The 23,484-nt window shown below is 63.9% G+C and carries 18 protein-coding genes; 13 read left to right on the forward strand and 5 right to left on the reverse strand.

The annotated features are described in order from the left end of the window. Positions 1-8: 8 nt before the first annotated feature. The 5 genes from ACR3EL_RS17585 to ACR3EL_RS17605 all read left to right on the forward strand — a co-directional run bounded on the left by ACR3EL_RS17585 (position 9) and on the right by ACR3EL_RS17605 (position 6,095). Positions 9-1,040 (forward strand): SIS domain-containing protein, encoded by a 1,032-nt coding sequence (locus tag ACR3EL_RS17585; RefSeq protein ID WP_170421532.1) that lies wholly within the window; start codon positions 9-11, stop codon positions 1,038-1,040. Further along, a complete protein-coding gene (gene nagA, locus ACR3EL_RS17590) occupies positions 1,037-2,188 on the forward strand; it encodes an N-acetylglucosamine-6-phosphate deacetylase (protein ID WP_480722481.1) in 1,152 nt (383 codons plus the stop codon). The genes ACR3EL_RS17585 and nagA overlap by 4 nt, the downstream gene beginning before the upstream one ends. A 152-nt stretch (positions 2,189-2,340) precedes the next feature. After that, complete coding sequence (locus ACR3EL_RS17595; protein ID WP_170391617.1) at positions 2,341-3,258, forward strand: dihydrodipicolinate synthase family protein; 918 nt, start codon at positions 2,341-2,343, stop codon at positions 3,256-3,258. A gap of 3 nt (positions 3,259-3,261) precedes the next feature. After that, on the forward strand, positions 3,262-4,758 hold the full coding sequence (locus tag ACR3EL_RS17600; RefSeq protein WP_480722482.1) for an aldehyde dehydrogenase: 1,497 nt from the start codon (positions 3,262-3,264) through the stop codon (positions 4,756-4,758). Further along, positions 4,755-6,095, forward strand: coding sequence for an NAD(P)/FAD-dependent oxidoreductase (locus ACR3EL_RS17605; RefSeq protein ID WP_480722483.1), 1,341 nt, complete (start codon positions 4,755-4,757; stop codon positions 6,093-6,095). Before ACR3EL_RS17600 ends, ACR3EL_RS17605 begins: the two co-directional genes overlap by 4 nt. Before the next feature lie 41 nt (positions 6,096-6,136). Here the strand turns inward: ACR3EL_RS17605 and ACR3EL_RS17610 are convergent, their stop codons facing one another. Further along, complete coding sequence (locus ACR3EL_RS17610) at positions 6,137-7,687, reverse strand: trimethylamine methyltransferase family protein (RefSeq protein ID WP_480722484.1); 1,551 nt, start codon at positions 7,685-7,687, stop codon at positions 6,137-6,139. Positions 7,688-7,848: 161 nt separating this feature from the next. Between ACR3EL_RS17610 and ACR3EL_RS17615 the strand changes: the two genes are divergently transcribed. Together ACR3EL_RS17615 and ACR3EL_RS17620 are read left to right on the forward strand one after the other, a co-directional pair. Beyond that, positions 7,849-9,474: a GMC family oxidoreductase gene (locus ACR3EL_RS17615; RefSeq protein ID WP_480722485.1), complete on the forward strand. Its 1,626-nt coding sequence runs from the start codon at positions 7,849-7,851 to the stop codon at positions 9,472-9,474. A gap of 71 nt (positions 9,475-9,545) precedes the next feature. Further along, complete coding sequence (locus ACR3EL_RS17620) at positions 9,546-10,475, forward strand: cation efflux transmembrane domain-containing protein (protein ID WP_170369430.1); 930 nt, start codon at positions 9,546-9,548, stop codon at positions 10,473-10,475. On the opposite strand, the gene ACR3EL_RS17625 is transcribed toward ACR3EL_RS17620, so the two are convergent. The 4 genes from ACR3EL_RS17625 to ACR3EL_RS17640 are packed head-to-tail and all read right to left on the reverse strand — an operon-like array spanning position 10,469 to position 15,480. Continuing rightward, on the reverse strand, positions 10,469-11,134 hold the full coding sequence (locus ACR3EL_RS17625; protein WP_170341814.1) for a D-lyxose/D-mannose family sugar isomerase: 666 nt from the start codon (positions 11,132-11,134) through the stop codon (positions 10,469-10,471). The genes ACR3EL_RS17620 and ACR3EL_RS17625 overlap by 7 nt on opposite strands. 18 nt (positions 11,135-11,152) lie before the next feature. Further along, entirely contained in the window at positions 11,153-12,079 is a 927-nt protein-coding gene (locus tag ACR3EL_RS17630) for a carbohydrate kinase family protein (RefSeq protein WP_480722486.1), read from the reverse strand. Positions 12,080-12,118: 39 nt separating this feature from the next. Then, positions 12,119-14,446, reverse strand: a complete 2,328-nt coding sequence (locus ACR3EL_RS17635) for a GH1 family beta-glucosidase (protein WP_480722487.1) — start codon at positions 14,444-14,446, stop codon at positions 12,119-12,121. A 2-nt stretch (positions 14,447-14,448) separates the two neighbouring features. Then, the gene (locus tag ACR3EL_RS17640) at positions 14,449-15,480 is read right to left on the reverse strand and encodes a LacI family DNA-binding transcriptional regulator (RefSeq protein ID WP_170341820.1); all 1,032 of its coding nucleotides are present in this window, start codon (positions 15,478-15,480) and stop codon (positions 14,449-14,451) included. 231 nt (positions 15,481-15,711) lie between these two features. On the opposite strand from ACR3EL_RS17640, the gene ACR3EL_RS17645 reads away from it, so the two are divergent. The 6 genes from ACR3EL_RS17645 to ACR3EL_RS17670 all read left to right on the forward strand — a co-directional run bounded on the left by ACR3EL_RS17645 (position 15,712) and on the right by ACR3EL_RS17670 (position 23,438). Beyond that, positions 15,712-16,980, forward strand: coding sequence for an ABC transporter substrate-binding protein (locus ACR3EL_RS17645; RefSeq protein ID WP_093963165.1), 1,269 nt, complete (start codon positions 15,712-15,714; stop codon positions 16,978-16,980). Positions 16,981-17,043: 63 nt separating this feature from the next. Continuing rightward, on the forward strand, positions 17,044-18,051 hold the full coding sequence (locus ACR3EL_RS17650) for a carbohydrate ABC transporter permease (RefSeq protein WP_093963164.1): 1,008 nt from the start codon (positions 17,044-17,046) through the stop codon (positions 18,049-18,051). A gap of 11 nt (positions 18,052-18,062) precedes the next feature. Continuing rightward, positions 18,063-19,211, forward strand: coding sequence for a carbohydrate ABC transporter permease (locus ACR3EL_RS17655; RefSeq protein ID WP_093963163.1), 1,149 nt, complete (start codon positions 18,063-18,065; stop codon positions 19,209-19,211). Between the two features lie 9 nt (positions 19,212-19,220). After that, entirely contained in the window at positions 19,221-20,876 is a 1,656-nt protein-coding gene (locus ACR3EL_RS17660; protein WP_480722488.1) for an alpha-glucosidase, read from the forward strand. A gap of 3 nt (positions 20,877-20,879) precedes the next feature. Further along, complete coding sequence (locus ACR3EL_RS17665; protein WP_480722489.1) at positions 20,880-21,962, forward strand: ABC transporter ATP-binding protein; 1,083 nt, start codon at positions 20,880-20,882, stop codon at positions 21,960-21,962. A gap of 351 nt (positions 21,963-22,313) precedes the next feature. Then, the gene (locus tag ACR3EL_RS17670) at positions 22,314-23,438 is read left to right on the forward strand and encodes an extracellular solute-binding protein (RefSeq protein ID WP_170435569.1); all 1,125 of its coding nucleotides are present in this window, start codon (positions 22,314-22,316) and stop codon (positions 23,436-23,438) included. Positions 23,439-23,484 lie beyond the last annotated feature (46 nt).

A 23,484-nucleotide genomic window follows, 5' to 3' on the forward strand; every position in this document is an offset into this window, starting at 1 on the left:
GACACATCATGCAACAGCAGATCACCCGGATGCGCCGGGAAATTGATGAAATCCCCGTGGCCGTAGAGCGGCTTCTGAGCCGGGGTCAGGCAGATATTGAGGCGGTCGCCTCGGTTGCCCGCGAACTGGACCCGACATTTGTCGTGACGGTCGCACGCGGGTCTTCCGATCACGTCTGCACCTATCTCAAATACGCCTCGGAAATCCTGTTGGGTGTGCCGGTGGCCTCGGTCGGGCCGTCGATCGGATCGATCTACGACTCGGTTCTGCGCATGCGCCAGGCGATGTGCCTGTCGGTGTCGCAATCCGGCAAAAGCCCCGACATCGTGGCCATGGCCCGCAATGCCCGACGCGACGGCGCATTGACAGTAGCGTTGACCAACGACGCGGCTTCACCGTTGGCCGAAGTCAGCGATCACGCCATAGACATACAGGCGGGCCCCGAACTGAGTGTTGCGGCAACCAAGACCTTCGTCACATCGGCGGTGGCCGGCTTGTGGCTGTTGGCAGAGTGGGGGCAGGATGCGGCGCTGCTGGCGGCGTTGCGCGACCTGCCCGAGCAGCTGGATCAGGCGGCCCGGATCGATTGGCCCGAAGTGCGTGACGCTATCGGTGCTCACCCGTCGCTGTTCACGCTTGGCCGAGGTCAGGCACTGGCCGTATCGAACGAAGCTGCGCTGAAATTCAAGGAGACCTGCCAGCTGCACGCTGAAAGCTATTCCTCGGCCGAGGTTCTGCACGGGCCGGTGTCCATCGTCGAGGACGGTTTTCCGGTACTCAGCTTTGCAGCGGCAGATGCGGCGGAGCCTGCGTTGGCGGAGGTGGCCGACGCAATCAGCGCCAAGGGTGCCCGTGTCTTTGCAACCACGGACAGGGTTACTGCCGCGACGCGCATTCCGCATGTCCGCACGGGGCATGCTCTGACCGACCCGCTGAGCCTGATCGTCTCCTTCTACGCGATGGTCGAGGCCTTTGCCGCTTCGCGCGGGATCGACCCGGACGCACCGCGGCATCTGAACAAGGTGACGGAAACCGTATGACCAGCGAACTGCAGGCTCTGGCGGGCGCGGACATTCTGACCCCTGCAGGTATCCTGCAGGATCATGCCCTTCTGTTCGCGGAAGGGCGTATCGAGGGCGTGACGCTTGTCTCGGATATTCCTGGCACAGCGAGGGTGTCGCGGCTGGACGGTGGCCTGCTGGTTCCGGGCTTCGTCGATCTGCAGGTGAATGGCGGCGGCGGGGCAATGCTGAACAACGCCCCCGATCTGGAAACGCTCCGCACCATGTCGCGGGCACATGCGCGTATCGGAGCAACGTCGATCTTGCCAACGCTGATCACGGATACGCCTGGGGTCACGCGGCGGGCCATCGCGGCCACGATTGCCGCGGTGAACGAAGGTATTGCCGGCATTGTCGGGCTTCATCTGGAAGGCCCGCACCTGTCCCAAGCCCGCAAGGGCGCACATGATGCTGCCCTGATCCGACCGATGGCGCAGGCTGATCTGGATTTGTTGCTGGATACAGTCGCGCGGTTGCCGATTCTCAAGGTTACGGTGGCGCCGGAAAGCGTGACGGATGATCAGATACACGCCATGACCCAAGCGGGGATCGTCGTCTCGCTGGGCCATACGGATGCGAGTTTTGAAACCTGTCAGAAAGCGGCTCAGGCCGGGGCGCGTTGCGTCACACATTTGTTCAATGCTCAGAGCCAGATGGGTAACCGAGAGCCCGGCGTCGTAGGCGCGGCGCTGGCGCTTGGCGAGCTGTCTGCGGGCCTGATCGCTGATGGAATTCACGTCCACCCGGTTTCAGTGCGCAATGCCATCCGGGCAAAAAATGGGCCGGGTAGTGTCTTCCTTGTCAGCGACGCGATGGCGACCGCCGGATCGGATATCGACAGCTTCCTGCTGAACGGACGGCAGATCTTGCGCGACGGCAACCGGTTGACCCTCGCCGATGGAACGCTCGCCGGTGCGCATCTCGAGCTGTTGGACGCGGTTCGCAACGTGGTTGCATTTGCGCAACTGCCTTTGCAAGCTGCTTTCGACATGGCGACCCGGTTGCCTGCGGACTTGATCGGTAGATCGGATCTTGGCCGTTTGGCGGCCGGTGCCCGCGCCAATGTGCTGCATGTCTCCGATCATGGGCTTCTCCGGGTCTGGCAGGAAGGTCAGGCACTGGACTGACGGTGTCCACGGCGACCCATGGTCGTCTGATTTTCCTCGACATGTCGGACCCTGGGCCGTTCATGTCGGGAATCTACATTGTGCACATCTTGTATTTTTCTTAGCCTTGGTGTCGGGCGCAAGCTTCACGCGCGCCCGGCAAGAGGATTGAGATGACGCCCGTGTTCAGATTTCAGGGGATCTATACCCCGGTGGTGACGCCCTATGCGGATGATTATAGCGTCGATTGGGATGCCTTGGCCGAGGTGATCGAATACCTGGTCGAGAATGGCGTGCACGGTCTGATCTCGGGCGGATCCACCGGCGAAAACTATGCCCAGACCGTCGATGAAAGGCTGGAACTGGCGCGTTTTACCCACCAACGACTGAAGGGTCGGCTGCCTTTGGTGGTCGGGACCGGCGCGATGTTGACGCCGGATTCGATCGCGTTGGCCCAAGGCGCGCGCCAGATCGGGGCCGATGCCATCCTGCTGGCCAGCCCGCCCTATTCGGTGCCGACCGACCGGGAAAACGCCCTTAATGCGCTGGCCATCGACAAGGCGGCCGATCTGCCGGTGATGCTGTACAATTATCCGCACCGCACCGGCACGATGATGGGGGCTGAGTTCCTCGACCGTGTGGGACGCAGCCGCAATTTCTGCGGCATCAAGGAAAGCTCGGGCGACATCAACCGTGTACACATGCTGGCGCGGGACTATCCGCATATCCAGCTGGGCTGCGGCATGGACGATCAGGCGCTGGAATTCTTCGCCTGGGGCGCGCCGTTCTGGGTCTGTGGCGGGTCGAATTTTCTGCCGCGCGAGCATGTGGCGCTGTATGAGACCTGCGTGCTGAAGGGCGATTTCGCCAAGGGCCGCCGGATCATGTCGGCGCTGATGCCGTTGATGCGGGTGCTCGAACAGGGCGGCAAGTTCATCCAGACCATCAAGCATGGGGTCACGATGAACGGCATCCCGGCGGGCGCGGTGCGGCCGCCTCTGAAGGGGCTGAACAAGGATGACACGCGCGCGCTGGAACAGGTGACCCGCGTGCTGAAACGCAAGATCGCAGACATCATGGCGGAGGGCTGAGGCATGGGCTTGCTGACACGGGACGAATACGCATCCATCGCCGCCGGGCTGGACCTGCCCACCGGCGCCTTCATCGACGGCGGCTATCGCCCGGCGATATCGGGCGCGGTGTTTCCCACCGTGAACCCGGCCACCGGCGCGGAGCTGACCGAGGTCGCGGCCTGCGCCGCCGCCGATGTGGACCTGGCCGTGGAAAAGGCGCGCGAGTCCTTCGATGACGGCCGCTGGTCGCGCCTGCACCCGTCGGCGCGCAAGGATGTGTTGATCCGGCTGGCCAAGCTGATGACCCGCAATGCCCGCGAACTGGCGGTGATGGAGAGCGTCGACAGCGGCAAGACGATCCATGACTGCGAAACCGTCGATGTGCCCGAGGCGATCCACTGCCTGAAATGGCATGCCGAGGCGATCGACAAGATCTATGACCAGGTCGCGCCCGCCAGCGACCACCACATCGCGATGATCCTGCGAGAACCGATCGGGGTGGTGGGGTTGGTGCTGCCGTGGAACTTCCCCCTGCTGATGCTGGCCTGGAAGATCGGCCCGGCGCTGGCGGCCGGGTGCTCGGTTGTTGTGAAGCCGGCGACGGAAACCCCGCTGACCGCCCTGCGTCTGGCCGAACTGGCGGCCGAGGCCGGGCTGCCGCGCGGGGTTCTGAACGTGGTTCCGGGTGGCGGCGCCGAGGTGGGCGAACCCATCGGGCGGCATATGGATGTCGACATGGTGTCCTTCACCGGCTCGACCGTAACGGGCAAGAAATTCCTGTCCTATGCCGCCGAAAGCAACGCCAAGGAGGTGGTGCTGGAGATGGGCGGCAAGAACCCGGCCATCGTGCTGGAGGATGCCGAGAACCTCGACCGGGTTGCCGCCCATGTGGTGAACGGGGCGTTCTGGAACATGGGCGAGAATTGCTCGGCCACGTCGCGCCTGATCGTGCACCGCGCGGTCAAGGCTGACCTGCTGGAGCGCATCGCCCACCACGCCCGCCAGTGGACTGTGGGCGACCCGCTGGACCCTGCAACCCGTCTGGGCGCGCTGGTCAGCAAAGACCATTTCAACAAGGTCTGCGGTTATCTGGACAAGGCGCCGTCAGTCCTTCTGGGCGGCAAGGCCGAAAACGGGTTCGTCGAAGCAACCGTGGTCGAGCTGCCCGACAATGACGCGCCGCTGGCGCGTGAGGAAATCTTTGGGCCCGTTCTGTCGGTGATCGAGGTCGCGGGGTTCGACGAGGCCATCGCGATGGCCAATGACACGGCATATGGGCTGTGCGCATCGCTGTTCACCGCCAACGCCAAGCGCGCTCTGCGCGGCGCCCGCGCGATCCGGGCCGGGACCGTGACGGTGAACAGCTTTGGCGAGGGCGACATCTCGACCCCGTTTGGCGGCTACAAGCAGTCTGGTTTTGGCGGGCGGGACAACGGGCTGCACGCGCATGACCAGTACACGCAGCTGAAGACGCTGTGGATCGACCTGTCGGATGATGCCGACGAGGCGGTGGATTGACGCGGTTCACCGCTTGCCGCCTGCCGGTGCAGCGCGGTCCGGCTGCGTGGAATGCCCTGCTGGGCCCGCAACCTCCCGCGCGGCAGCTTTCGGGCAATATCACCGCAGATTTCACCATCGTGGGCGCCGGTTTTGCCGGGCTGTCGGCGGCGCGGCGTCTGCGGCAGCTGGTGCCCGATGCGCGGATCGTGGTGCTTGAAGCTGGGCGCGTGGCGGAAGGCGCGGCGGCGCGCAACTCGGGCTTCATGATCGATCTGCCCCATGACCTAGCCTCGGACGACTATGCCGGGGCGGGCGATGACGGGGCGATGATCGGGCTGAACCGGCGGGCCATCGCCTTTGCCCGCGCGGCGGTTGAAGAATACGGCATCGACCCTAACTATTTCGATCCGGCGGGCAAGGTGAACGGCGCGGCCAGCCCGACGGGACATGCGCACAACCAAAGCTATGCCCGTCATCTGGACAGCCTCGGCGAGCGGTCCGAGATGCTGGACCGGCAGCAGATGCAGGAACTTACCGGGTCCGGGCACTATGTCTCGGGGCTGTATACGCCGGGCACGGTCATGCTGCAGCCGGCGGGCTTTGTGCGCGGTTTGGCGGCGGGGTTGGCGGCCGATGGGGTGCAGATTTTTGAACACGGCGCGGTCACGGGGTTCCAGCGCGACGGGGCGGGCTGGCGCGTTCAGACCGCGCGCGGGCAGGTCTCGACCGGCCGGCTGATCCTGTCGGTGAACGGTCACCTGGAAAGTTTCGGGGTGGAACGTGGCCGGCTGATGCAGCTGTATCTGTTCGCGGCGATGACGCGAGAATTGGAGGCCGATGCGCTGGCCCAGCTGGGTGGCCAGCCGCGCTGGGGCGTGACCCCGTCCGATCCGATGGGCACCACCATGCGCCGGATCGACACCGGGCAGGGCGGCAACCGGATCATCACCCGCACCTGCGCCGTGCTGCGCCCGGGCATGGAGGCGCGGGCAGCGGACCTGCGGCGCGCAGTTGCGGTGATGCGGCGCAAGTTCGACCGGCGCTTTCCACAGCTGCGCGGCATCGCGATGGAGTACGAATGGGCCGGCCATCTGTGCCTGAGCCTGAACGGCGTCTCGGTCACCCGCGAGATCGAGACCGGCGTTTATTCCGCCTGCGTCCAGAACGGGTTGGGCACCGCGCGCGGCACCCTGACCGGGATCGCCGCGGCCGAGATGGCCTGTGGCGTGCGGTCCGGGATCAGCGATCATTTCGGTGCCGAGGACCGGCCCAAACGCCTGCCGCCCCGACCGTTGTCTGAGATCAGTGCCAATATGGTGCTGCGCTGGAAGGAATGGCGCGCGCGCGACGAATGAAAAAGGCCCGCCTGACAGGCAGGCGGGCAAGTGGAGTGTTCCTAATAGTGCTGGTTCAATTCGTCGGCGGCGGGAATTTCCCGCTCGCGCCGGGCGATGTAATCGCGCAGCGCCTCGTCGGTGGCCGGGTCCATTCGGGGCTCTTGATACTCGGCCAGCAGCTTGCGGGCGTGGTTCAGGGCGCGCTCGGTGATCTCGACCCCGCCCTCGGCCACCCATTGTTCGATCGAGTTGTTGTCGAACAGTTCGGGCATGAAGAACGCCTCCTGGAAATTGTCCTGCGTGTGCGGATGGCCTAGGTAATGCCCGCCGGGGCCGATATCGGATACGGCGGCGACGGCCTCGTCGAAATCGTGCCATTTGGGGCCCTCGGCCATGCGGTAGGCCATGGCGCATTGCTCGGCATCGACAACGAACTTGGCGGTCGAGCAATGCATCCCGGCCTCGTTCCAGCCCGCCGAATGCCAGATATAGTTGGCCCCCGCATGGATCACCGCCGACAGCGTCGTGGCGGATTCGTAGCCCGCCTGCGCATCGAACGTCTTGGCCCCGCCCAGCGTGTTCGAACTGCGCCAGGGCACGCCGTAGTGCCGGGCCATCTGGCCGATCATGAAGTTCATCAGGCTGATCTCGGGCGTACCCGCCATCGGCGCGCCGGATTTCATGCTGACGGTCGACAGGTAATGCCCATAGATCGCCGGACAGCCGCGCTGGATCACCTGCGTATAGGCCAGCGCGCTCAGCGCCTCGGCGTTCAGCTGCGCGACCGTTGCCGGCACGCTGGCCGGCGTGTTGGCCCCGCCCAGCACGAAGGGCGAGCACAGCACCGGCTGGTTGCGGCGGCAGAAGGCGCGCATAGCCCCCAGCATGGTCTCGTCCCAGACCAGCGGCGAGTTGCCGTTGCAGTTGCCGGTGGTGACCGGGTGATCCTCCATTAACTTCTCGCCGAACAGGATCGCGCACATCTCCATCACGTCTTCGGCGTTTTTGGGCGAGGTGGTCATGCCCATGAAGGTCTTGTCGGAATACTTCATCGACGAATAGGTGATGCGCAGGTGGCGCTGGCTGATCGGGTGATCATAGGGTTCCACGATGTGATGTGCGCTGGAATGCAGCGCGGGCAGCATGTGGCTGAGCTTGTGAAACATCGCCAGATCGTCCAGCGTCGGATTGCGGCGCACGTCGTCGAGATCGCGCAGAAACGGCGCGCCGGTCATCGGCACGAAAACCGCGTGCGGCCCGCCAAGGCGCACATTCTTGTGCGGGTCACGGGCGTGATAGGTGAAATCCGAGGGGATCATCGCGATCAAGTCGCGGACCAAGCCGCGATCAAGATACACCCGCTCGCCGTCAACTTTGGCACCGGCCGCCTTCCAGTCGGCCAGCGCGATCGGGTCGCGGAACTGCACGCCTACGTTTTCGAGGATATCCATCGAAGCCGCGTCGATCCGCTCGACCTGTGATCCGTCCATCACTTCGCACAGCGGGATGTTGCGGGTCAGGCCCGGCAACATGTCAAAGCTGGGTGCGGTGCGCAGGGCGCGGCGGGCGGCGCGGCCTCCGGTGCGGACGCGAGTGGCGGTCTGGGTCATTCTGGGCCTCCTTTGATCCCAGTCTGACCGCCGGCCGGGGGCGCGACCTGCAGGATTGCGAAATACTGTTGCGGAATGCGACATCGGACCCGTGCATTGCCCGCAGCAGCTGCTAAGCTGCGCTCTGCAGGATCAGGAACAATGCACAGAGCAGACCGAGAATGAATTCCGCCACATCTGAAACCGCCCGGCTTGAGGGTGAATACGACTATGTCATCGTAGGCGCGGGTACCGCGGGCTGCGTGCTGGCCAACCGGCTGACCGAGGACCCCAGGACACGGGTTCTGCTGCTTGAGGCGGGCAAGTCGGACAATTACCATTGGGTCCACATCCCGGTGGGGTATCTGTACTGCATCGGCAATACGCGCACCGACTGGATGATGAAAACCGCGCCCGAGCCGGGTCTGAACGGGCGGTCGCTGGTCTATCCGCGCGGCAAGGTGCTGGGCGGGTGCAGCTCGGTCAACGGGATGATCTACATGCGCGGGCAGGCGGCCGACTATGACCATTGGCGGCAGCTGGGCAATGCGGGCTGGGGCTGGGACGACGTGCTGCCCTATTTTCTGAGATCCGAAGATCACCACGCCGGCGACAGCAAAATGCACAGGTCCGGCGGCGAGTGGAAGGTTCAGAAACAGCGGCTGAGCTGGGAGATCCTGAAAGCCGTTCAGGACGGCGCGCGCGAGATCGGCATCCAGCCGCGCGCCGATTTCAATGACGGCAACAACGAGGGCTCGGGGTTTTTCGAGGTCAACCAGAAGAACGGCGTGCGCTGGAACACGGCCAAGGGATTTCTGCGCCCAGCGATGAAGCGGCCCAACCTGCGGGTCCTGACCGAGGCCGAGACTCTGGGCCTGATCCTCGAGGGCAAGGCCGTGCGCGGCGTACGCTTTGCGCGGGGGGGCACCGAATACCGCGCTGTGGCCGGGGCCGAAGTTCTGCTGGCGGCGGGGTCGATCAACTCGCCCAAGCTGCTGGAACTGTCGGGGATCGGCGACCCCCAGGTGCTGGCGGCGCACGGAATCGCGGTTCAGCATGAAAGCGCGGGCGTGGGGGCGAACCTGCAGGACCACCTGCAGATCCGAACCGTGTTCAAGGTGCAAAACGCCAAAACCCTGAACACCATGGCCAACAGCCTGTGGGGCAAGGCGCGCATCGCGGCGCAGTACGCCCTGACCCGGTCGGGCCCGATGGCGATGGCGCCCAGCCAGTTCGGCATGTTCACCAAATCCGACCCGATGCTGGCCACGCCGGATCTGGAATATCACGTACAGCCACTGTCGACCGACCGTCTGGGCGATCCGCTGCATCCGTTCCCCGCGATCACCGTTTCGGTCTGCAATCTGCGGCCCGAAAGCCGGGGGCACTGCCACATCACCACGCCCGATCCGACGGCCCAGCCCGAGATCAGGTTGAACTACCTCTCGGCCGAGCGTGACCGGCAGGTGGCGGTCAAATCCGTGCAGCAGGCCCGGCAGGTGATGGCCGCGCGGGCGCTGGCACCCTATCACCCGCAAGAGGTTCTGCCCGGCCCCGAGATCAACGACCAACAGGGTCTGCTGGATGCGGTGGGCGACATCGCCACCACGATCTTTCACCCGGTCGGCACCTGCCGCATGGGCAGCGACGCCGCCGCGGTGGTCGATCCACAATTGCGCGTTCGGGGTCTGGAGGGGCTGCGGGTGGTCGATGCCTCGGTCATGCCGAAGATCGTGTCGGGCAATACCGCCTCGCCCGTGATCATGATCGCGGAAAAGGCTGCCGACATGATACGCGGACGGGCATGAGCGCGGGGCTTGCGCCTTGGCCCGTCGGACATAAATGACCGCCAGCCTCATCAACCGGAAAAGCTGAACCGATGCAGGACACATTGATTTTTGAACGCCGGTCGCTGAACGCGGCAAAATGGGCCAGCCTGTTCATGGCGGGTGCCGGGGTTGTGGCCGGGTTGCTGGCAAACTCCGATGCGCTGTTGCTGGACGGGCTGTTCTCGGGGCTCAATTTCGCAACGGCTGTGGTGGCGGGATGGGTCGCCGCCTCGATCCGACGGGCCCCGGACCAGAACCGCCCCTTCGGATACGAGATCGACGAATCCGTCTTCGTGATGTTCCGCAGCCTGCTGCTGTTCGGGATCATCCTGATGGCGGCTGGTTCGGCGGTGAACCGTCTGCTGGTCTATGCCAAGACGGGCGAAGCCGCGCCGGTGGTTCTGGAATGGATCCTGATCTATGCCGGGTCGATGGCGGCGATCTGCCTGGCGCTGTTCGCCTATCACCGCTGGAACTGGCGCCGCACGGGAAAGACCAGCGATCTGCTGCGGGTCGAGTCCCGGGCCGCGATGGTCGACGGGGTGCTGAGCCTTGGGGCCGGGGCGGCGTTTTTTGCGATCAACCTACTTGAGGGCGGGCCGCTTGCCGGTCTGGTTCCGGTGTCGGATGCGCTGGTGGTGTTGCTGCTGTGCCTGGCGCTGCTGCCTCAGCCGATCAAGGTATTTCTGGGCGCGCTGCGCGATGTCGTGGGTGTGGCGCTGCCGGTTGATGCCCGGGCCGAGATCATTGCGCAGGCCCGCCGGATCTGTGCCGACAGCCCGTTTCAGGTGCTGGACGTGGCGACGGTGCGCAGCGGGCGGGCACTGTTCCACCTTGTCTATCTGAAACCCGCCGAACCCGTGACGATCGAAGCCTTCGAGGCCGTCCGCGACCGGCTGGCCCAGGCCGCAAGCCCGGGCCGGGTCGCGTTGACACTGGCCTCGGACCCGCCGTTTGGTCCGGCCCCGCGCGCTCAGTAATCGGCGACCAGCAGGAATTCGGGCGCGGTGTCTTCCTCGATCGTGGCAAAGCGCGGGATCGGCTGTTCGAACACGTTATCGGTGCGGTCGTCATTGACGGTCGAGACTTCGCCGATCAGACAATCGCCCTTTTCCGCCCAGAAGGCGTGCCAGATGCCGGGCATCAGCGTGACGCTTTCGCCCGGTTTCAGGCGCAGATGCTCGCCCGGCTGGATGGTCACCGGGCAGGCGTCGCTGGGTACGGTGACGGGGGTATCGCGGTCGATGCTGCCATCGGGGGCCGAGGCGTAGATCTCCATCACCAGATCGCCGCCGCCGCGGTTGATGATGTCCTCGGCCTTGACGATGTGGCGATGCATCGGCGACAGCTGTTTGTCACGCGAAATCAGCAGCTTCTCGGCATAGAGCATACCCCGGCCCGCGCTCAGGTCCTTTTCGTCGCCATTGCGCAGGGTGAACAGGAACAGGCCCAGTTCATCGAACTCGCCCTGGCCGTAATCGGTGATGTCCCAGCCAAGACCACGGGCGCGGATGCCGGCGGCCTGCGGGCTGCGCATCTGCTCGGGCGTCCAGTCGGCAAAGGGCGGCAGGGCAAAGCCGAAAGAATTGATGAAGGCCTGCGCCTCGGCCTTGATGCGGTTGATCTCGGATCGTTTCATATCGGTGCTTTCGATGAATTACAGCTCGTGCGCCCAGGGCGGGTTGGCGCCGGCGCGGGATACGGTGACGGCGGCGACCTTGCCGCCCAGCTCCAGCGCGGTGCGCAGGTCGTCGGGCGAGATCGCACGGAGCGCCTGTTTTGTCAGCAGCCCGGCGCGGTGCAGTTGCGCCAACACCCCGGCGTTGAACGTGTCGCCCGCGCCCACCGTATCGACCACCTGAACCGGCGTGACCGGCACCGAAACCGTGCGGCCATCGGCCAGATACCCGGCCGCGCCCTGACTGCCGCGCGTGACGATCACCACGGCGGGGCCGGCCTGCAGCAGCAGCGGCACTTTTTCCTCCAGCGTTTCAGGGCCGGGGACGATCCAGTCCAGATCTTCGTCCGAGACCTTGACGATGTCGGCCTGCGCGATCATCCGGTTCAGCCGGGTGCGATAGCGGGTCTGGTCCTGGATGAAACCGGGGCGGATGTTGGGGTCGATCATCACTGCGCGCTCGGCGCCGTGGCGGTCCAGCAGGGCGGCATAGGCATCGGCGCAGGGCTCGCAGGCCAGGCTGATGCCGCCGAAATACAGCGCCGAGGTCGCGGTCAGCTGGTCCGGCATGTCCTCGGGGCGCAGCATCCGCCCGGCCGAGTTTTCATCGACGAAGGAATAGGTTGCGTGCCCGTCCTGCAGTTGCACGAAGGCCAACGTGGTCGGACGGTCCGATAGAACAACCTGCGAGCCATCCACATGACTGTCTTTCAGGGCCTGCGCCAGTTGCTGGCCGAACATGTCGCGCGACAACCCGGTCAGCATTCCGGCAGGCGCACCCAGCCGGCCCAGGGCGATGGCGGTGTTGAACACCGCGCCACCCGAATGCGGCACGAAACCTTGCGCGCCCGAAACCGTCGGCTCCGCGATCATGTCGATCAGGGCCTCGCCACAGCACAGGATCATGTCCCGGCTCCTTCCTTCTGCAAAGATCTGGCGGTGAGTTTACCGCGCGAGCGCATTTTTGCAGAAGTTGTTAGCGCCAACAATGCCAAATTCGGCCTGTTCCGACACATAAACGCCAAAGCCCTGCCGCAGCGCGTCGAACCTGCCTCCGGCGTTGAAGGCCGCCAGGAAGTCGTCGCCGAACAGCCAGCGGTTCTTCTCGGCCACGCCGCCCACAAGGAAGACGCCGCCGGTGGGCATCACGGTGACGGCCATGTCGCCCATCACGGCACCCAGATGGGTGGTGAAGATCTGCGCGGCGCGCATGGCGAGCGGATCAGACCCGTCGCGTGCGACCTGCAGGATGTCCTTGGCGGGCAGGACGGGCGTTTCGGGCTGGCCTGCGGCCATGCCCACGGCACGATACAGGATCGGCAGGCCCGTGCCGCTGAGGAACATCTCGGCCTCGAGCGTCAGGCTGTCGCCAAAGAAACACTCGGGCGCGATCCGGCGGGCGGCTTCGAACACGTCCACCTCGTCGCGGGTACGGGGCGACAGACCGACATGGCCGCCCTCGCCCGAGACGGTGTGATAGTGGCCTTCGGAATACAAAAGCGCGCCGACGCCCAGCCCGGTGCCGGGGCCGACCACCAGTCGGGTGCCCTTGGGCGGGGTCGGGTCGCCCTGCAGGGCTTGCACGTCATCGCCGGTGATCTCGGCCACTGACCACGCGGCGGCGGTGAAGTCGTTGATGACAAAGGTATGGTCCGCGCCGGTGGCCGAGGCGATGTCAGCCTCGGACAGGTCCAGATTGGCATTGGTCAGACGGATCGTGCCATTGCGCACCGGGCCCGCGCCGGCGGCGACCACGGCGCGCGGCGGCGTTCCGATCTCGGCGCACAGGTCGTGCAGGGCGGCCAGAAACTCGGGCAGGGTGCCGGTGGGCGATTTGCGCAGATCGGTGAGGGTGCCATTGGTGACGACCCCCAGCCGCGTGTTGGTGCCGCCGATATCGGCCACCAGGTTCCAGTGGTCGTGCATTGCGCCCCTGGGCTGCGCCATCGGAACCGAGACCGGATCGCCCTGGGCCAAAGCGGCCTGCATCGCCCGGAACGAGGCCTTGGGGCGGCGTTCCAGCGTGTCGAAATCGACATCGACCAGGCCGAACCGCTTTTCGAATCCCAGCGCCCATTCGTAGTTGTCCAACAACGACCAGATGAAATAGCCCTTGACCCGAACGCCCTGATCCAGCGCGTCCTGCACCGCAGCCAGATGCTGATTCAGATAGTCGATTCGGTCGTCATCCTGCTGCCGCTCGGGGCTGGCCATGCCGTTTTCGGTGACATAGATCGGCAGATCGCCCGTGTAGTCCCGGGCCGTACGGGTCAGAAACCGGGTCAGCGCGCTTGGCTCGATCTCCCACCCCATCTGCGTCTTGGGCAGGGGGCCGGGGATCTCTTGGAGGCTGGGCCAGGGCGTGTCGGCGGGCGCGATCAGCTTGCGGGTATAGTAGTTCAGCCCGCACCAGTCGACCGGCGTGCCGATCGTGTCGAAATCATCCTGCCACCCGTCGGGCAGGTGGGCCTGCAGCCCCTGCAGGACGTTCTCGGGGTAGGCCTTGTTGAAAACACCGCCCAGGAAGAACCGGTTGTAGATACCGTCGTACAGATCGGCGGCTTCGCGGGCCTCGGGGGTGTCATCGGCAGGTTCGGCCCATTCCAGGTTGAACACCGCGCCCAGGTTCGACATGCCAAGGCCCCGCATCGCCTGAATCGCGCGGCCGTGGGCCAGAAGGACGTGATGCATGGCGCGGGCCGTGGCGCGGATGTCGCGCAGGCCGGGGGCGTGGTGGCCTTCGAAATGGCTCAGCCAGCTGACGCACCAAGGCTCGTTGATCGGGGCGACGCTGTACATGCGGTCGCCGATGCGGCCCATGATGATCTCGGTGAAATCGGCGAACCAGTCGGCGATGTCGCGGTTGCGCCAGCCGCCCAGATCAGCCAGCGCCGAGGGCAGCTCCCAATGATACAGAGTGGCGCAGGGGCGGATGCCGCGTTCCAGCAGGGCGTCGGCCAGCCGGTCATAATAGTCCAACCCGGCCTGGTTCACCGGACCGCGCCCTTCGGGCAGCACGCGCGCCCAGCTGGTGGAAAAGCGATAGCAGTCGAACCCGGCCTCGCGGATCAGGTCGAAATCCTGTTCGAACCGGTGCAGGTGGTCGCAGGCCAGATCGCCGTTTTCGGCACGCACAACGTTGCCGGGCGTGGCCGCGAAACTGTCCCAATGGGTCGGGCCGGCGCCGCCCTGTGCGTGGCCTTCGATCTGATAGGCCGAGGTTGCGACACCAAAGAGGAAGTCTTTGGGGAAATCAGCGCGGGTGTATTTCATGTTCAGAACCTGTTGGGGGCGGGACCGGTCGAGCCGCCGACTACCAGTTCGGCCTCGAGCAATCTAGTCTTGGCCGGATCGTGGGGTGCGCGGATGCGCTCGATCAGCATCTCGGCGGCCAGTTCGCCGGCGTGGCGTACCGAAGATCGGGTGGCGGTAAAGATCGGAACGTCCTGCCCGTTCTTCAGATAGGACAGGTCATCGTCATGGGCGATCACCGATACGTCGCGGCCCATTTTCAGCCCGGCCTCGTCCAGCGCGCGCCGCACCCCGATCGCCGAGATCATCGACGAGGTCAGGATCGCGGTCGGCGGATCGTCCAGCCGCAGCATGTCGCGGGTTTCGTGATGGCCATAGACTTCGGTCATCTCGGCGCTGCGCATCAGAGCCGGGTCGGGCGACAGACCGGCCTGTTTCAGCGCCTCGAGATACCCGTCGCGGCGCCTTTGGGCAAAGTCCATGTCCTCCAGCCCGTTGATCAGCGCGATCCGCCGGTGGCCCAGGTCGATCAGGAACCGGGTGGCGCGAAGGAACGAGCTTTTGTTGTTCACGTCGATCCAGTCATAGGGCACGCTGACGCTGGTCGACCGGCCATGCACGATGAACGGCACCTGCATGCGGGTCAGAACCTCGATCCGCGGCTCGTTCACTTTGGGGCCCTGCAACACTACGCCGTCGACTGCCCCGCGTTGGAACAGGCTGCGATAGGCGTCCTCGATCGAGGTGTCGTCAGCATTGGTGAACATCATGTCATAGCCGTGCTCGGCATATTTTTTGACCGCGCCGGCGACGAAATCGCCGAAGATCGGGTTCACCATCTCGTGGCGCGACGAGATGGGGATCACGTGGCCGATCACCATCGACCGACCCGTCGCCAGCCCCTTGGCGCGCGCGTTCGGTCGATAGCCATGTTTGGCCGCCGCCGCCTGAACCCGCATGCGAGTCTCTTCGTTCACCTCTGGGTAACCGTTCAGCGCGCGGCTGACTGTCGTCTGTGACAGACCCAGGATCTGAGAGAGCTGCTTGAGGTTCATAGCGGTTTCAAAACGCTTTCAATGCTTGTGTGCGCCCTGTTGTGTGGGGATTTGCCGCTTGCGTCAAGTTGTTTTGCCATTCTCTGCAATATACTATGAAAACATGGGCACAGGCGGCCCAAGCCAAAATCTAGCCATTGACAGGGCCAACATGTTAGCGGATAACGGCCACATTCAAAGCGCTTTGAAAACTGAGTCTCACACGCGCGGATACAGTTGGGAGGAAAATCAATGAAACACTCGCTTTTGGCAGGTGCGGCCACGTTTGCCCTGATGGCGGGCGCGGCGCAGGCCGAAAAGGTCACCGTGTTCGGCCCGTGGCTTGGCCCGGACCAGGAGAATGTCGAAAAGGTTCTGGACGGCTTTGCCGCGGCCACCGGTCATGAATATGCCTATGTCGGGTCGGACAGCTTCGAGCAGCAGATCCGCATCGACGCCGAGGCCGGATCGGCACCGAACATCGCCGTGTTCCCCCAGCCGGGTCTTGCTGCCGACATGGCGAAGGCCGGGTTTCTGACACCGCTTGCTGACGGGACCGCTGACTGGATCCGGGACAACTATGCCGCGGGCCAGTCCTGGGTCGATCTGGGCACTTACGCTGGGCCGGACGGTCAGGATCATCTCTACGGCTTCTTCTACAAGGTCGATGTGAAATCGCTGGTCTGGTACGTGCCCGAGAATTTCGAGGACGCGGGATATGAAGTCCCGACCACGATGGAAGAACTCAAGGCCCTGACCGACCAGATCGTCGCAGATGGTGGCACGCCCTGGTGCATCGGCCTGGGGTCGGGTGGCGCAACTGGCTGGCCTGCGACCGACTGGGTCGAGGACATGATGCTGCGCACCCAATCCCCCGAGGATTATGACGCGTGGGTTGCCAACGAGCTGAAGTTCAACGATCCCAAGGTCGTGGCCGCGATCGAGGAATTCGGCGCATTCGCCCGCAATGACGACTACGTCGCCGGTGGGGCCGGTGCGGTTGCAACCACGGATTTCCGCGACAGCCCCAAAGGCATGTTCAGCTCGCCGCCGCAGTGCTACATGCACCGTCAGGCCTCGTTCATCCCGGCCTTCTTCCCCGAAGGCACGGTCGTGGGCGAAGATGCCGATTTCTTCTACTTCCCGGCCTATGAAGGCAAGGATCTGGGCAGCCCGGTTCTGGGCGCGGGCACCCTGTGGGCGATCACCAATGACAGCCCCGCCGCGCATGACCTGATCGCCTATCTGCAGACGCCCGAGGCGCATGAGACCTGGATGGCGCTCAGCGGTTTTTTGACCCCGCACAAGGGTGTCGATACCTCGGCCTTCTCGGACCCGACCCTGAAGAAGATGAACGACATTCTTCTGGGTGCGACCACCTTCCGCTTTGACGGGTCCGACCTGATGCCGGGTGCGGTTGGCGCAGGCACGTTCTGGACGGGCATGGTCGACTATGCCGGTGGCAAACCCGCGCAAGAAGTGGCCGACGAGATCCAGGCGTCTTGGGACGCGATCCAGTAAAGCCGTAAAACCGGGCAATCCGACCTTCGGGTTGCCCGACCCATTGTCGCCAGGGAGGGTGACATGCATCCCGCATTGCAAGGTCTGCTGACGATCGCCATCGGCGTATCCGCCTGCGTTGGTTACTTCTATCTGTCCAACCAGTTTCTGGACAAGATTCTGTTCCCGCCGCGCGGCCCGAACGCCGGGCGCAACATCAATCGGGCAAACATGGTCCGGCCATGGTTGTTTCTATTCCCCGCTCTGGTCGCGCTGGGGCTGTACCTGGCCTATCCTGTGGTGGAAACGCTGCGCCTGTCTCTGACCGACCGGGTGCCCGGCGGCGGATACGAATGGGTGGGTCTGGACAACTACGCCCAGATGATGGGAGAGCCCAAATTTTGGGAAGCGATGCGCAACAACATGCTGTGGCTGATCGTGGTCCCGGCGCTGTCGACAGCGTTTGGCCTATTGGTCGCCCAGCTGACCGACCGCATCCGTTGGGGCAATATCGCCAAGTCGTTGATCTTCATGCCGATGGCGATCTCGTTCGTGGGCGCATCGGTGATCTGGAAGCTTGTCTATGACACTCGCCCGGTCGAGCAGGACCAGATCGGCATGCTGAATGCCCTGTACATCTTCTTTGGCGGAACCGACCCGCAGACCTGGCTGACGATTCCGTTCTGGAACAATTTCTTCCTGATGATCGTGCTGGTCTGGATTCAGACGGGCTTTGCCATGGTGATCCTGTCGGCGGCCCTGCGTGGCATTCCCGAAGAAACGGTCGAAGCCGCCATTCTGGATGGCGCCAGCCCGTTTCAGATTTTCTTCAAGATCAAGGTACCGCAGATCAAGACCACGATCCTGGTGGTGTGGACAACGATCACCATCGTCGTGCTGAAGGTGTTCGACATCGTGTTCGCCATGACCAACGGCCAGTGGGAGACACAGGTCTTGGCCAACTACATGTTCGACAAGCTGTTCCGCGCCAATGACTGGGGCGTGGGCTCGGCCTCGGCCATGGTGATCATGCTGCTGGTGACGCCGATCCTGGTCTGGAACGTGCGCAACGCGCGCAAGGAAATGGAATAGGAGGGTGCGTCATGAGTGAGATCGCAGGAACCCGCCCGGCGCTCAGATGGGCCGTACATGCCTCGGTTCTGTTTCTGGTGGTGCTGTGGGTGGTGCCCACGCTGGGCCTGTTCATCTCGTCCTTCCGCACGGCGGACCAGATCGCGACCAGCGGCTGGTGGCGGGCGATTTTCCCGTCCGAGCAGAACCTGACGCTGCGCAGCGCCGCGCCCGACACCCAGGTGCAGGAAAACGGCCTGTATGTGATCGAGGGCAACCTGTTTGACGCCGGAACCACGGCGCGCATCTCGAAATGGGGCATCAGCTCGCGCGAGATCGATGCGTTTGAGCCGGGCCAGACGGCCGAGTTGCGCAAGGGCGGCACGGTCACCGTTCAGGCCAATGGCGACTACCGGATGGAGAACACCGAGGAATTCACCGGCAGCCGGGGCACGCGGGTCTTCGTGACCGCCGAACTGCCGCCCGAATTCACGCTGGACAATTACCACAAGGTCCTGCTGGCCGAGGACAGCACTGACAGCATGGCCAAGGCGTTCTTCAACACGTTGACGGTCACGATTCCGGCCACGATCATCCCGATCCTGGTGGCGGCTTTCGCGGCCTATGCGCTGGCCTGGATGGATTTCCCGGGCCGTGCGCTGTTGATCGCCGCGGTGGTCGGTCTGCTGGTGGTACCTTTGCAACTGGCGCTGATCCCGCTGCTGAAATTCCACCTGAACATCGGCATCGGCAAAGGGTATCTGGGCGTCTGGCTGGCCCATACCGGCTTTGGCATGCCGCTGGCGATCTATCTTCTGCGCAACTACATGGCCGGGCTGCCCCGCGACCTGATCGAGAATGCGCGGGTCGATGGCGCCACCGAGTTTCAAATCTTCACCAAGCTGATCCTGCCGCTGAGCTTTCCGGCGCTGGCCTCGTTCGCCATCTTCCAGTTCCTGTGGACATGGAACGACCTGCTGGTGGCCAAGGTGTTCCTGATCGACGCATCCGGCGAAACCACCGTGATGACCAACAGTATCGTCGAGCTTCTGGGCACAAGGGGCGGCAATTGGGAAATCCTGGCAACGGCCGCATTCGTGTCGATCGCGGTGCCGCTGGTCGTCTTCTTTGCAATGCAGAAATACCTGGTCCGCGGATTGCTGGCCGGTTCAGTCAAATAAGGGCGTGTGATGAACGTGCAGAACAACGTGGACCTCAAGCACTCAACCAAGACGGCGTCCGACTGGTGGCGCGGCGGCGTGATCTATCAGATCTACCCGCGCAGCTTTCAGGACAGCAACGGCGACGGCATCGGAGACCTGCGGGGCATTACCCAGCGGCTGGATTACATCGCTGGTCTGGGGGTCGATGCGATCTGGATCTCGCCCTTCTTCAAGTCGCCGATGAAGGATTTCGGGTACGATGTCAGCGACTATCGCGCCATCGATCCGATGTTCGGCACGATGGAGGATTTCCAGACGTTGCTGGACCGCGCCCATGGTCTGGGTCTGCGGGTGATGATCGACCTGGTTCTGTCGCATACCTCGGACCAGCATCCGTGGTTCGTCGAAAGCCGCAGCAACCGCGAAAACCCCAAGGCCGACTGGTATGTCTGGGCCGACCCCAAGCCTGACGGGACCCCGCCCAACAACTGGCTGTCGATCTTCGGCGGCTCGGCCTGGCAGTGGGATACGCGCCGGCAGCAGTATTACCTGCACAACTTCCTGACCTCGCAGCCGGACCTGAATTTCCACAACCCCGATGTGCAGGACGCGCTGCTGGACGTGGCGCGGTTCTGGCTGGACATGGGCGTTGACGGGTTCCGACTGGACACGATCAACTTCTACTTCCACGACGCGCAACTGCGCGACAACCCGGCGCTGCCGCTGGATCAGCGCAACGCAACCATCGCGCCGATGGTCAACCCCTACAACCATCAGGACCACCTGTATTCCAAGAGCCAGCCCGAAAACATCGCCTTCCTGGAACGGCTGCGCGCCCTGACCGATCAATATGACGGTCGCGCCTGTCTGGGCGAGGTGGGCGACGCACAGCGCGGGCTCGAGATCATGGGCGAATACACCCGTGGCGACAAGCGTATGCACATGTGCTATGCCTTTGAATTTCTGGAAAAACGCCGCCTGACGGCAGAATACACCAAGCATGTGTTCGACCAGCTTCTGTCCAAGGCCGGCGACGCCTGGCCGTGCTGGGCGTTCTCCAACCACGACGTGCAGCGCCACGCCTCGCGCTGGGATCTGGATGAGGCCGGCATCCGGCAGCACGCGGTTCTGATGATGTGCCTGCGCGGCTCGGCCTGCCTGTATCAGGGCGAAGAGCTGGGCTTGCCCGAGGCCGACGTGCCCTTTGAGCACCTGCAGGACCCCTATGGCATCGAGTTCTGGCCTGAATACAAGGGCCGCGACGGCTGCCGCACGCCCATGGTCTGGGCTGCGCAGGACGAACAGTCGGGCTTTACCACCGGTGCGCCCTGGCTGCCCGTCAGCACCGCGCAGGCCGAGCGCGCCGTGGACCGGATGGACGCAGACCCGCGATCGGCGCTGAACCATTATCGTCGCGCCATCGCTTTGCGCCATGAGTATCCGGCGCTGATGTCGGGCACCCAGTCCGACATGCGCGAAACCGGCCCGATCCTCAGCTTCCTGCGCGAGGATGATACTCAGCAGGTGTTCTGCGCCTTCAATCTGGGCGATGGCGCCGCGGAAATCGACCTGCCCGAAGGCAACTGGCGCTGCATCGCTCAGGATCTGGGCGCTATCGAGGCGCAGGGCCGCGTCACGCTGGCGCCGTCGCAATTCTGCCTGATGGTCCGAGAGAAAGGGTAACCCATGTCCGAACTCAAGCTGACCGATGTCGCCAAGACCTATGGCAATGTCGATGTCCTCAAGGACATCAACCTCGAGATCGAGCGCGGCGAGTTGATCGTGTTCGTCGGCCCCTCGGGCTGCGGCAAGTCCACCCTGCTGCGGATGATCGCGGGTCTGGAGAAAATATCGGGCGGGACGTTGGAAATCGAGGGGCAGGTGATGAACGACGTGCCCCCGGCACAACGCGGCATCGCCATGGTGTTCCAAAGCTATGCGCTGTATCCGCACATGACCGTGCGCGAGAACATGGCCTTTGCCCTGAAGATCGCCAAGATGCCCGCCGATCAGATCGACGCCGCGGTGAACCGCGCGGCGCAGATCCTGCAGCTGGAACCGTTTCTGGACCGTCTGCCCAAAGCTCTGTCGGGCGGTCAGCGTCAGCGGGTCGCCATCGGCCGGGCCATCGTGCGCGACCCCAAGGTCTATCTGTTCGACGAGCCGTTGTCGAACCTGGATGCCGCGCTGCGGGTGGCCACGCGGATCGAGATCGCGCGCTTGAAAGAGGCGATGCCCGACAGCACGATGATCTATGTGACCCACGATCAGGTCGAGGCGATGACCCTGGCCAGCCGGATCGTGGTTCTGGCCAACAAGGGCATCGCACAGGTTGGTACGCCGCTGGAGCTGTACGAGACGCCCGACAATGAATTCGTGGCCCAGTTCATCGGCTCGCCCGCCATGAATCTGCTGCCGGGCACGATCACCGGCACCGGTGCCACCACGACCGTTGCGTTGGACTGTGGCGGAACGGCAGTTTCGGCCATACCGACCGAGGACGCCGACGCCGGCAAGAAGGTCAACGTGGGTGTGCGGCCCGAGGATCTGGTGGTCGCCGATGGTGACCCCATCCTGACCGGGACCGTGGACTTTACCGAAGCGTTGGGCGAGGTGACGCTGCTCTATTTCGCGAAAGCCCCCGGCGCTGAGTCGGTGATCGGCAAACTGCCGGGCATCCATCGTGGCTTGCGTGGTCAGACGGTTTCGGTGACTGCCGCGCCGGAGAAGATCCACCTGTTCCATGACGGTCGGTCAATGCGCAAATAGCTCCAACCGCGTCGTGATTCTGGTCTGAATTTGTCGCAAATCGATTTTTGCGGCTGAAATGATGCGCATCGATTAGGCGGCTGCGTAAAAAATTCGCGTGATCTCCCTTCGCGACATGAGGCCAGTTCCGATGCGCCGTTAGGTATCGTCGGCCCTTTTGATATATGATCCTCGCGCGAATTCCCGCAGAGTCGCGTGCTGTTTGGGCGGGCTCCGGGCTTGGGCTTCCGAGGGAACTGGACCTAAGATTTTCGCAAACTGTCACTTTTTGGACTGACGGGGCGATCGCAAAACTCTAACGTGACGCACGGATAAAAAACAAAACTCAGTCCAAACACGGGAGAAACACGAATGACCAACTCGTCAAACTTCAGCCGTCGTACGGTGTTGAAAGGGGCCGGCGCCGCAGCGCTGGCGGCACCTCTGTACAGCAAAAGCGCCCTGGCATCTTCGGGCGAAGTCAACATCCTGATGTGGTCGGATTACCTGCCGCCCAGCTTCATCGAAGAGTTCGAAACCCTGACCGGGATCAAGGTGAACTACACCGGTATCGGCTCGAACGAAGAGATCATCAACAAGATGAAGGCCACCAAGGGCCAGGGCTTTGACATCGTTTCGCCGACCAACAACCGGTCGCTGCAGTGGGAGCCGCTGGAGCTTCTGCAGCCGTTCGACATGAACAGGGTTCCGATCGACAAGGTCAACCCGGCGATGGCCAAGATCGGCACCGATGCCTGGAACTTTGGTGACAGCGGCGCGCATTGGCTGCCGCATATCTGGGGTACCGAAGGCATAGCCTATCGGACCGACCTGTGGCTGCCCGAAGGCGACGCTCCGTCCTATGGTGACGTCTGGTCGGAAGAAAACGCCGGCAAGACCATGGGTCGCGCGCATTCGATGATGCTGGGCGCGGGTCTGTACATGGAGCGCATCGGCGAGATGGAGCCCGGCTCGGTCTGGGCCGCATATGGCGACGAAGACACCATGCGTAAGGTCTGGGGTCAGATCACCGACTGGTGCATCGCCCGCAAGGACCGGATCAAACTGATCTGGAACGACGCCGACACCCAGAAGAACGGCCTGCTGAACGAAGGGGTTGTCGTCGGACAGACTTGGGATGGCCCGCCGCTGGCACTGAAATCCGCGGGCGAACCGGTGCACTACCAGGCTCCGGTCGAGGGTGCGATGGCTTGGGTCGACGGCATGTCGATGCCGACCGGTGCAACCAATATCGACCAGGTCTACGCCTTCATCGACTTCGCCTATCAGGCCAAGCCGGCCGGTGTCGCGATCGACAGCCACGGCTACAACTCGCCGGTTCTGGGTGCCGACCAGTATTCGGGCGACACCTACAAGAAGAACTTTGCCGAGGCCTATCCGGGCGACTCGCTGGCCAACCTGAACCCGTGGCCTGCCGAAGCACCTTGGTACGCCGAGACCCGGACCGAGTTCGTCAACAAGTTCAAGAGCGCCTGATCGCCTTGAGATCGCGCCCCTCGCGTTGTCGCGCGGGGGGCCTTTG

Source organism: Ruegeria sp. BJ3, assembly GCF_056535665.1.

Bases quoted from the DNA above. Each gene is read 5' to 3' on its own strand.
- ACR3EL_RS17625 (WP_170341814.1), bottom strand. From the start codon at position 11,134: ATGAAACGATCCGAGATCAACCGCATCAAGGCCGAGGCGCAGGCCTTC.
- ACR3EL_RS17660 (WP_480722488.1), top strand. From the start codon at position 19,221: ATGAACGTGCAGAACAACGTGGACCTCAAGCACTCAACCAAGACGGCG.
- ACR3EL_RS17600 (WP_480722482.1), top strand. From the start codon at position 3,262: ATGGGCTTGCTGACACGGGACGAATACGCATCCATCGCCGCCGGGCTG.
- ACR3EL_RS17620 (WP_170369430.1), top strand. From the start codon at position 9,546: ATGCAGGACACATTGATTTTTGAACGCCGGTCGCTGAACGCGGCAAAA.
- ACR3EL_RS17630 (WP_480722486.1), bottom strand. From the start codon at position 12,079: ATGATCCTGTGCTGTGGCGAGGCCCTGATCGACATGATCGCGGAGCCG.
- ACR3EL_RS17615 (WP_480722485.1), top strand. From the start codon at position 7,849: ATGAATTCCGCCACATCTGAAACCGCCCGGCTTGAGGGTGAATACGAC.
- ACR3EL_RS17655 (WP_093963163.1), top strand. From the start codon at position 18,063: ATGAGTGAGATCGCAGGAACCCGCCCGGCGCTCAGATGGGCCGTACAT.
- nagA (WP_480722481.1), top strand. From the start codon at position 1,037: ATGACCAGCGAACTGCAGGCTCTGGCGGGCGCGGACATTCTGACCCCT.
- ACR3EL_RS17595 (WP_170391617.1), top strand. From the start codon at position 2,341: ATGACGCCCGTGTTCAGATTTCAGGGGATCTATACCCCGGTGGTGACG.
- ACR3EL_RS17645 (WP_093963165.1), top strand. From the start codon at position 15,712: ATGAAACACTCGCTTTTGGCAGGTGCGGCCACGTTTGCCCTGATGGCG.
- ACR3EL_RS17635 (WP_480722487.1), bottom strand. From the start codon at position 14,446: ATGAAATACACCCGCGCTGATTTCCCCAAAGACTTCCTCTTTGGTGTC.
- ACR3EL_RS17670 (WP_170435569.1), top strand. From the start codon at position 22,314: ATGACCAACTCGTCAAACTTCAGCCGTCGTACGGTGTTGAAAGGGGCC.
- ACR3EL_RS17585 (WP_170421532.1), top strand. From the start codon at position 9: ATGCAACAGCAGATCACCCGGATGCGCCGGGAAATTGATGAAATCCCC.
- ACR3EL_RS17610 (WP_480722484.1), bottom strand. From the start codon at position 7,687: ATGACCCAGACCGCCACTCGCGTCCGCACCGGAGGCCGCGCCGCCCGC.
- ACR3EL_RS17640 (WP_170341820.1), bottom strand. From the start codon at position 15,480: ATGAACCTCAAGCAGCTCTCTCAGATCCTGGGTCTGTCACAGACGACA.
- ACR3EL_RS17650 (WP_093963164.1), top strand. From the start codon at position 17,044: ATGCATCCCGCATTGCAAGGTCTGCTGACGATCGCCATCGGCGTATCC.
- ACR3EL_RS17665 (WP_480722489.1), top strand. From the start codon at position 20,880: ATGTCCGAACTCAAGCTGACCGATGTCGCCAAGACCTATGGCAATGTC.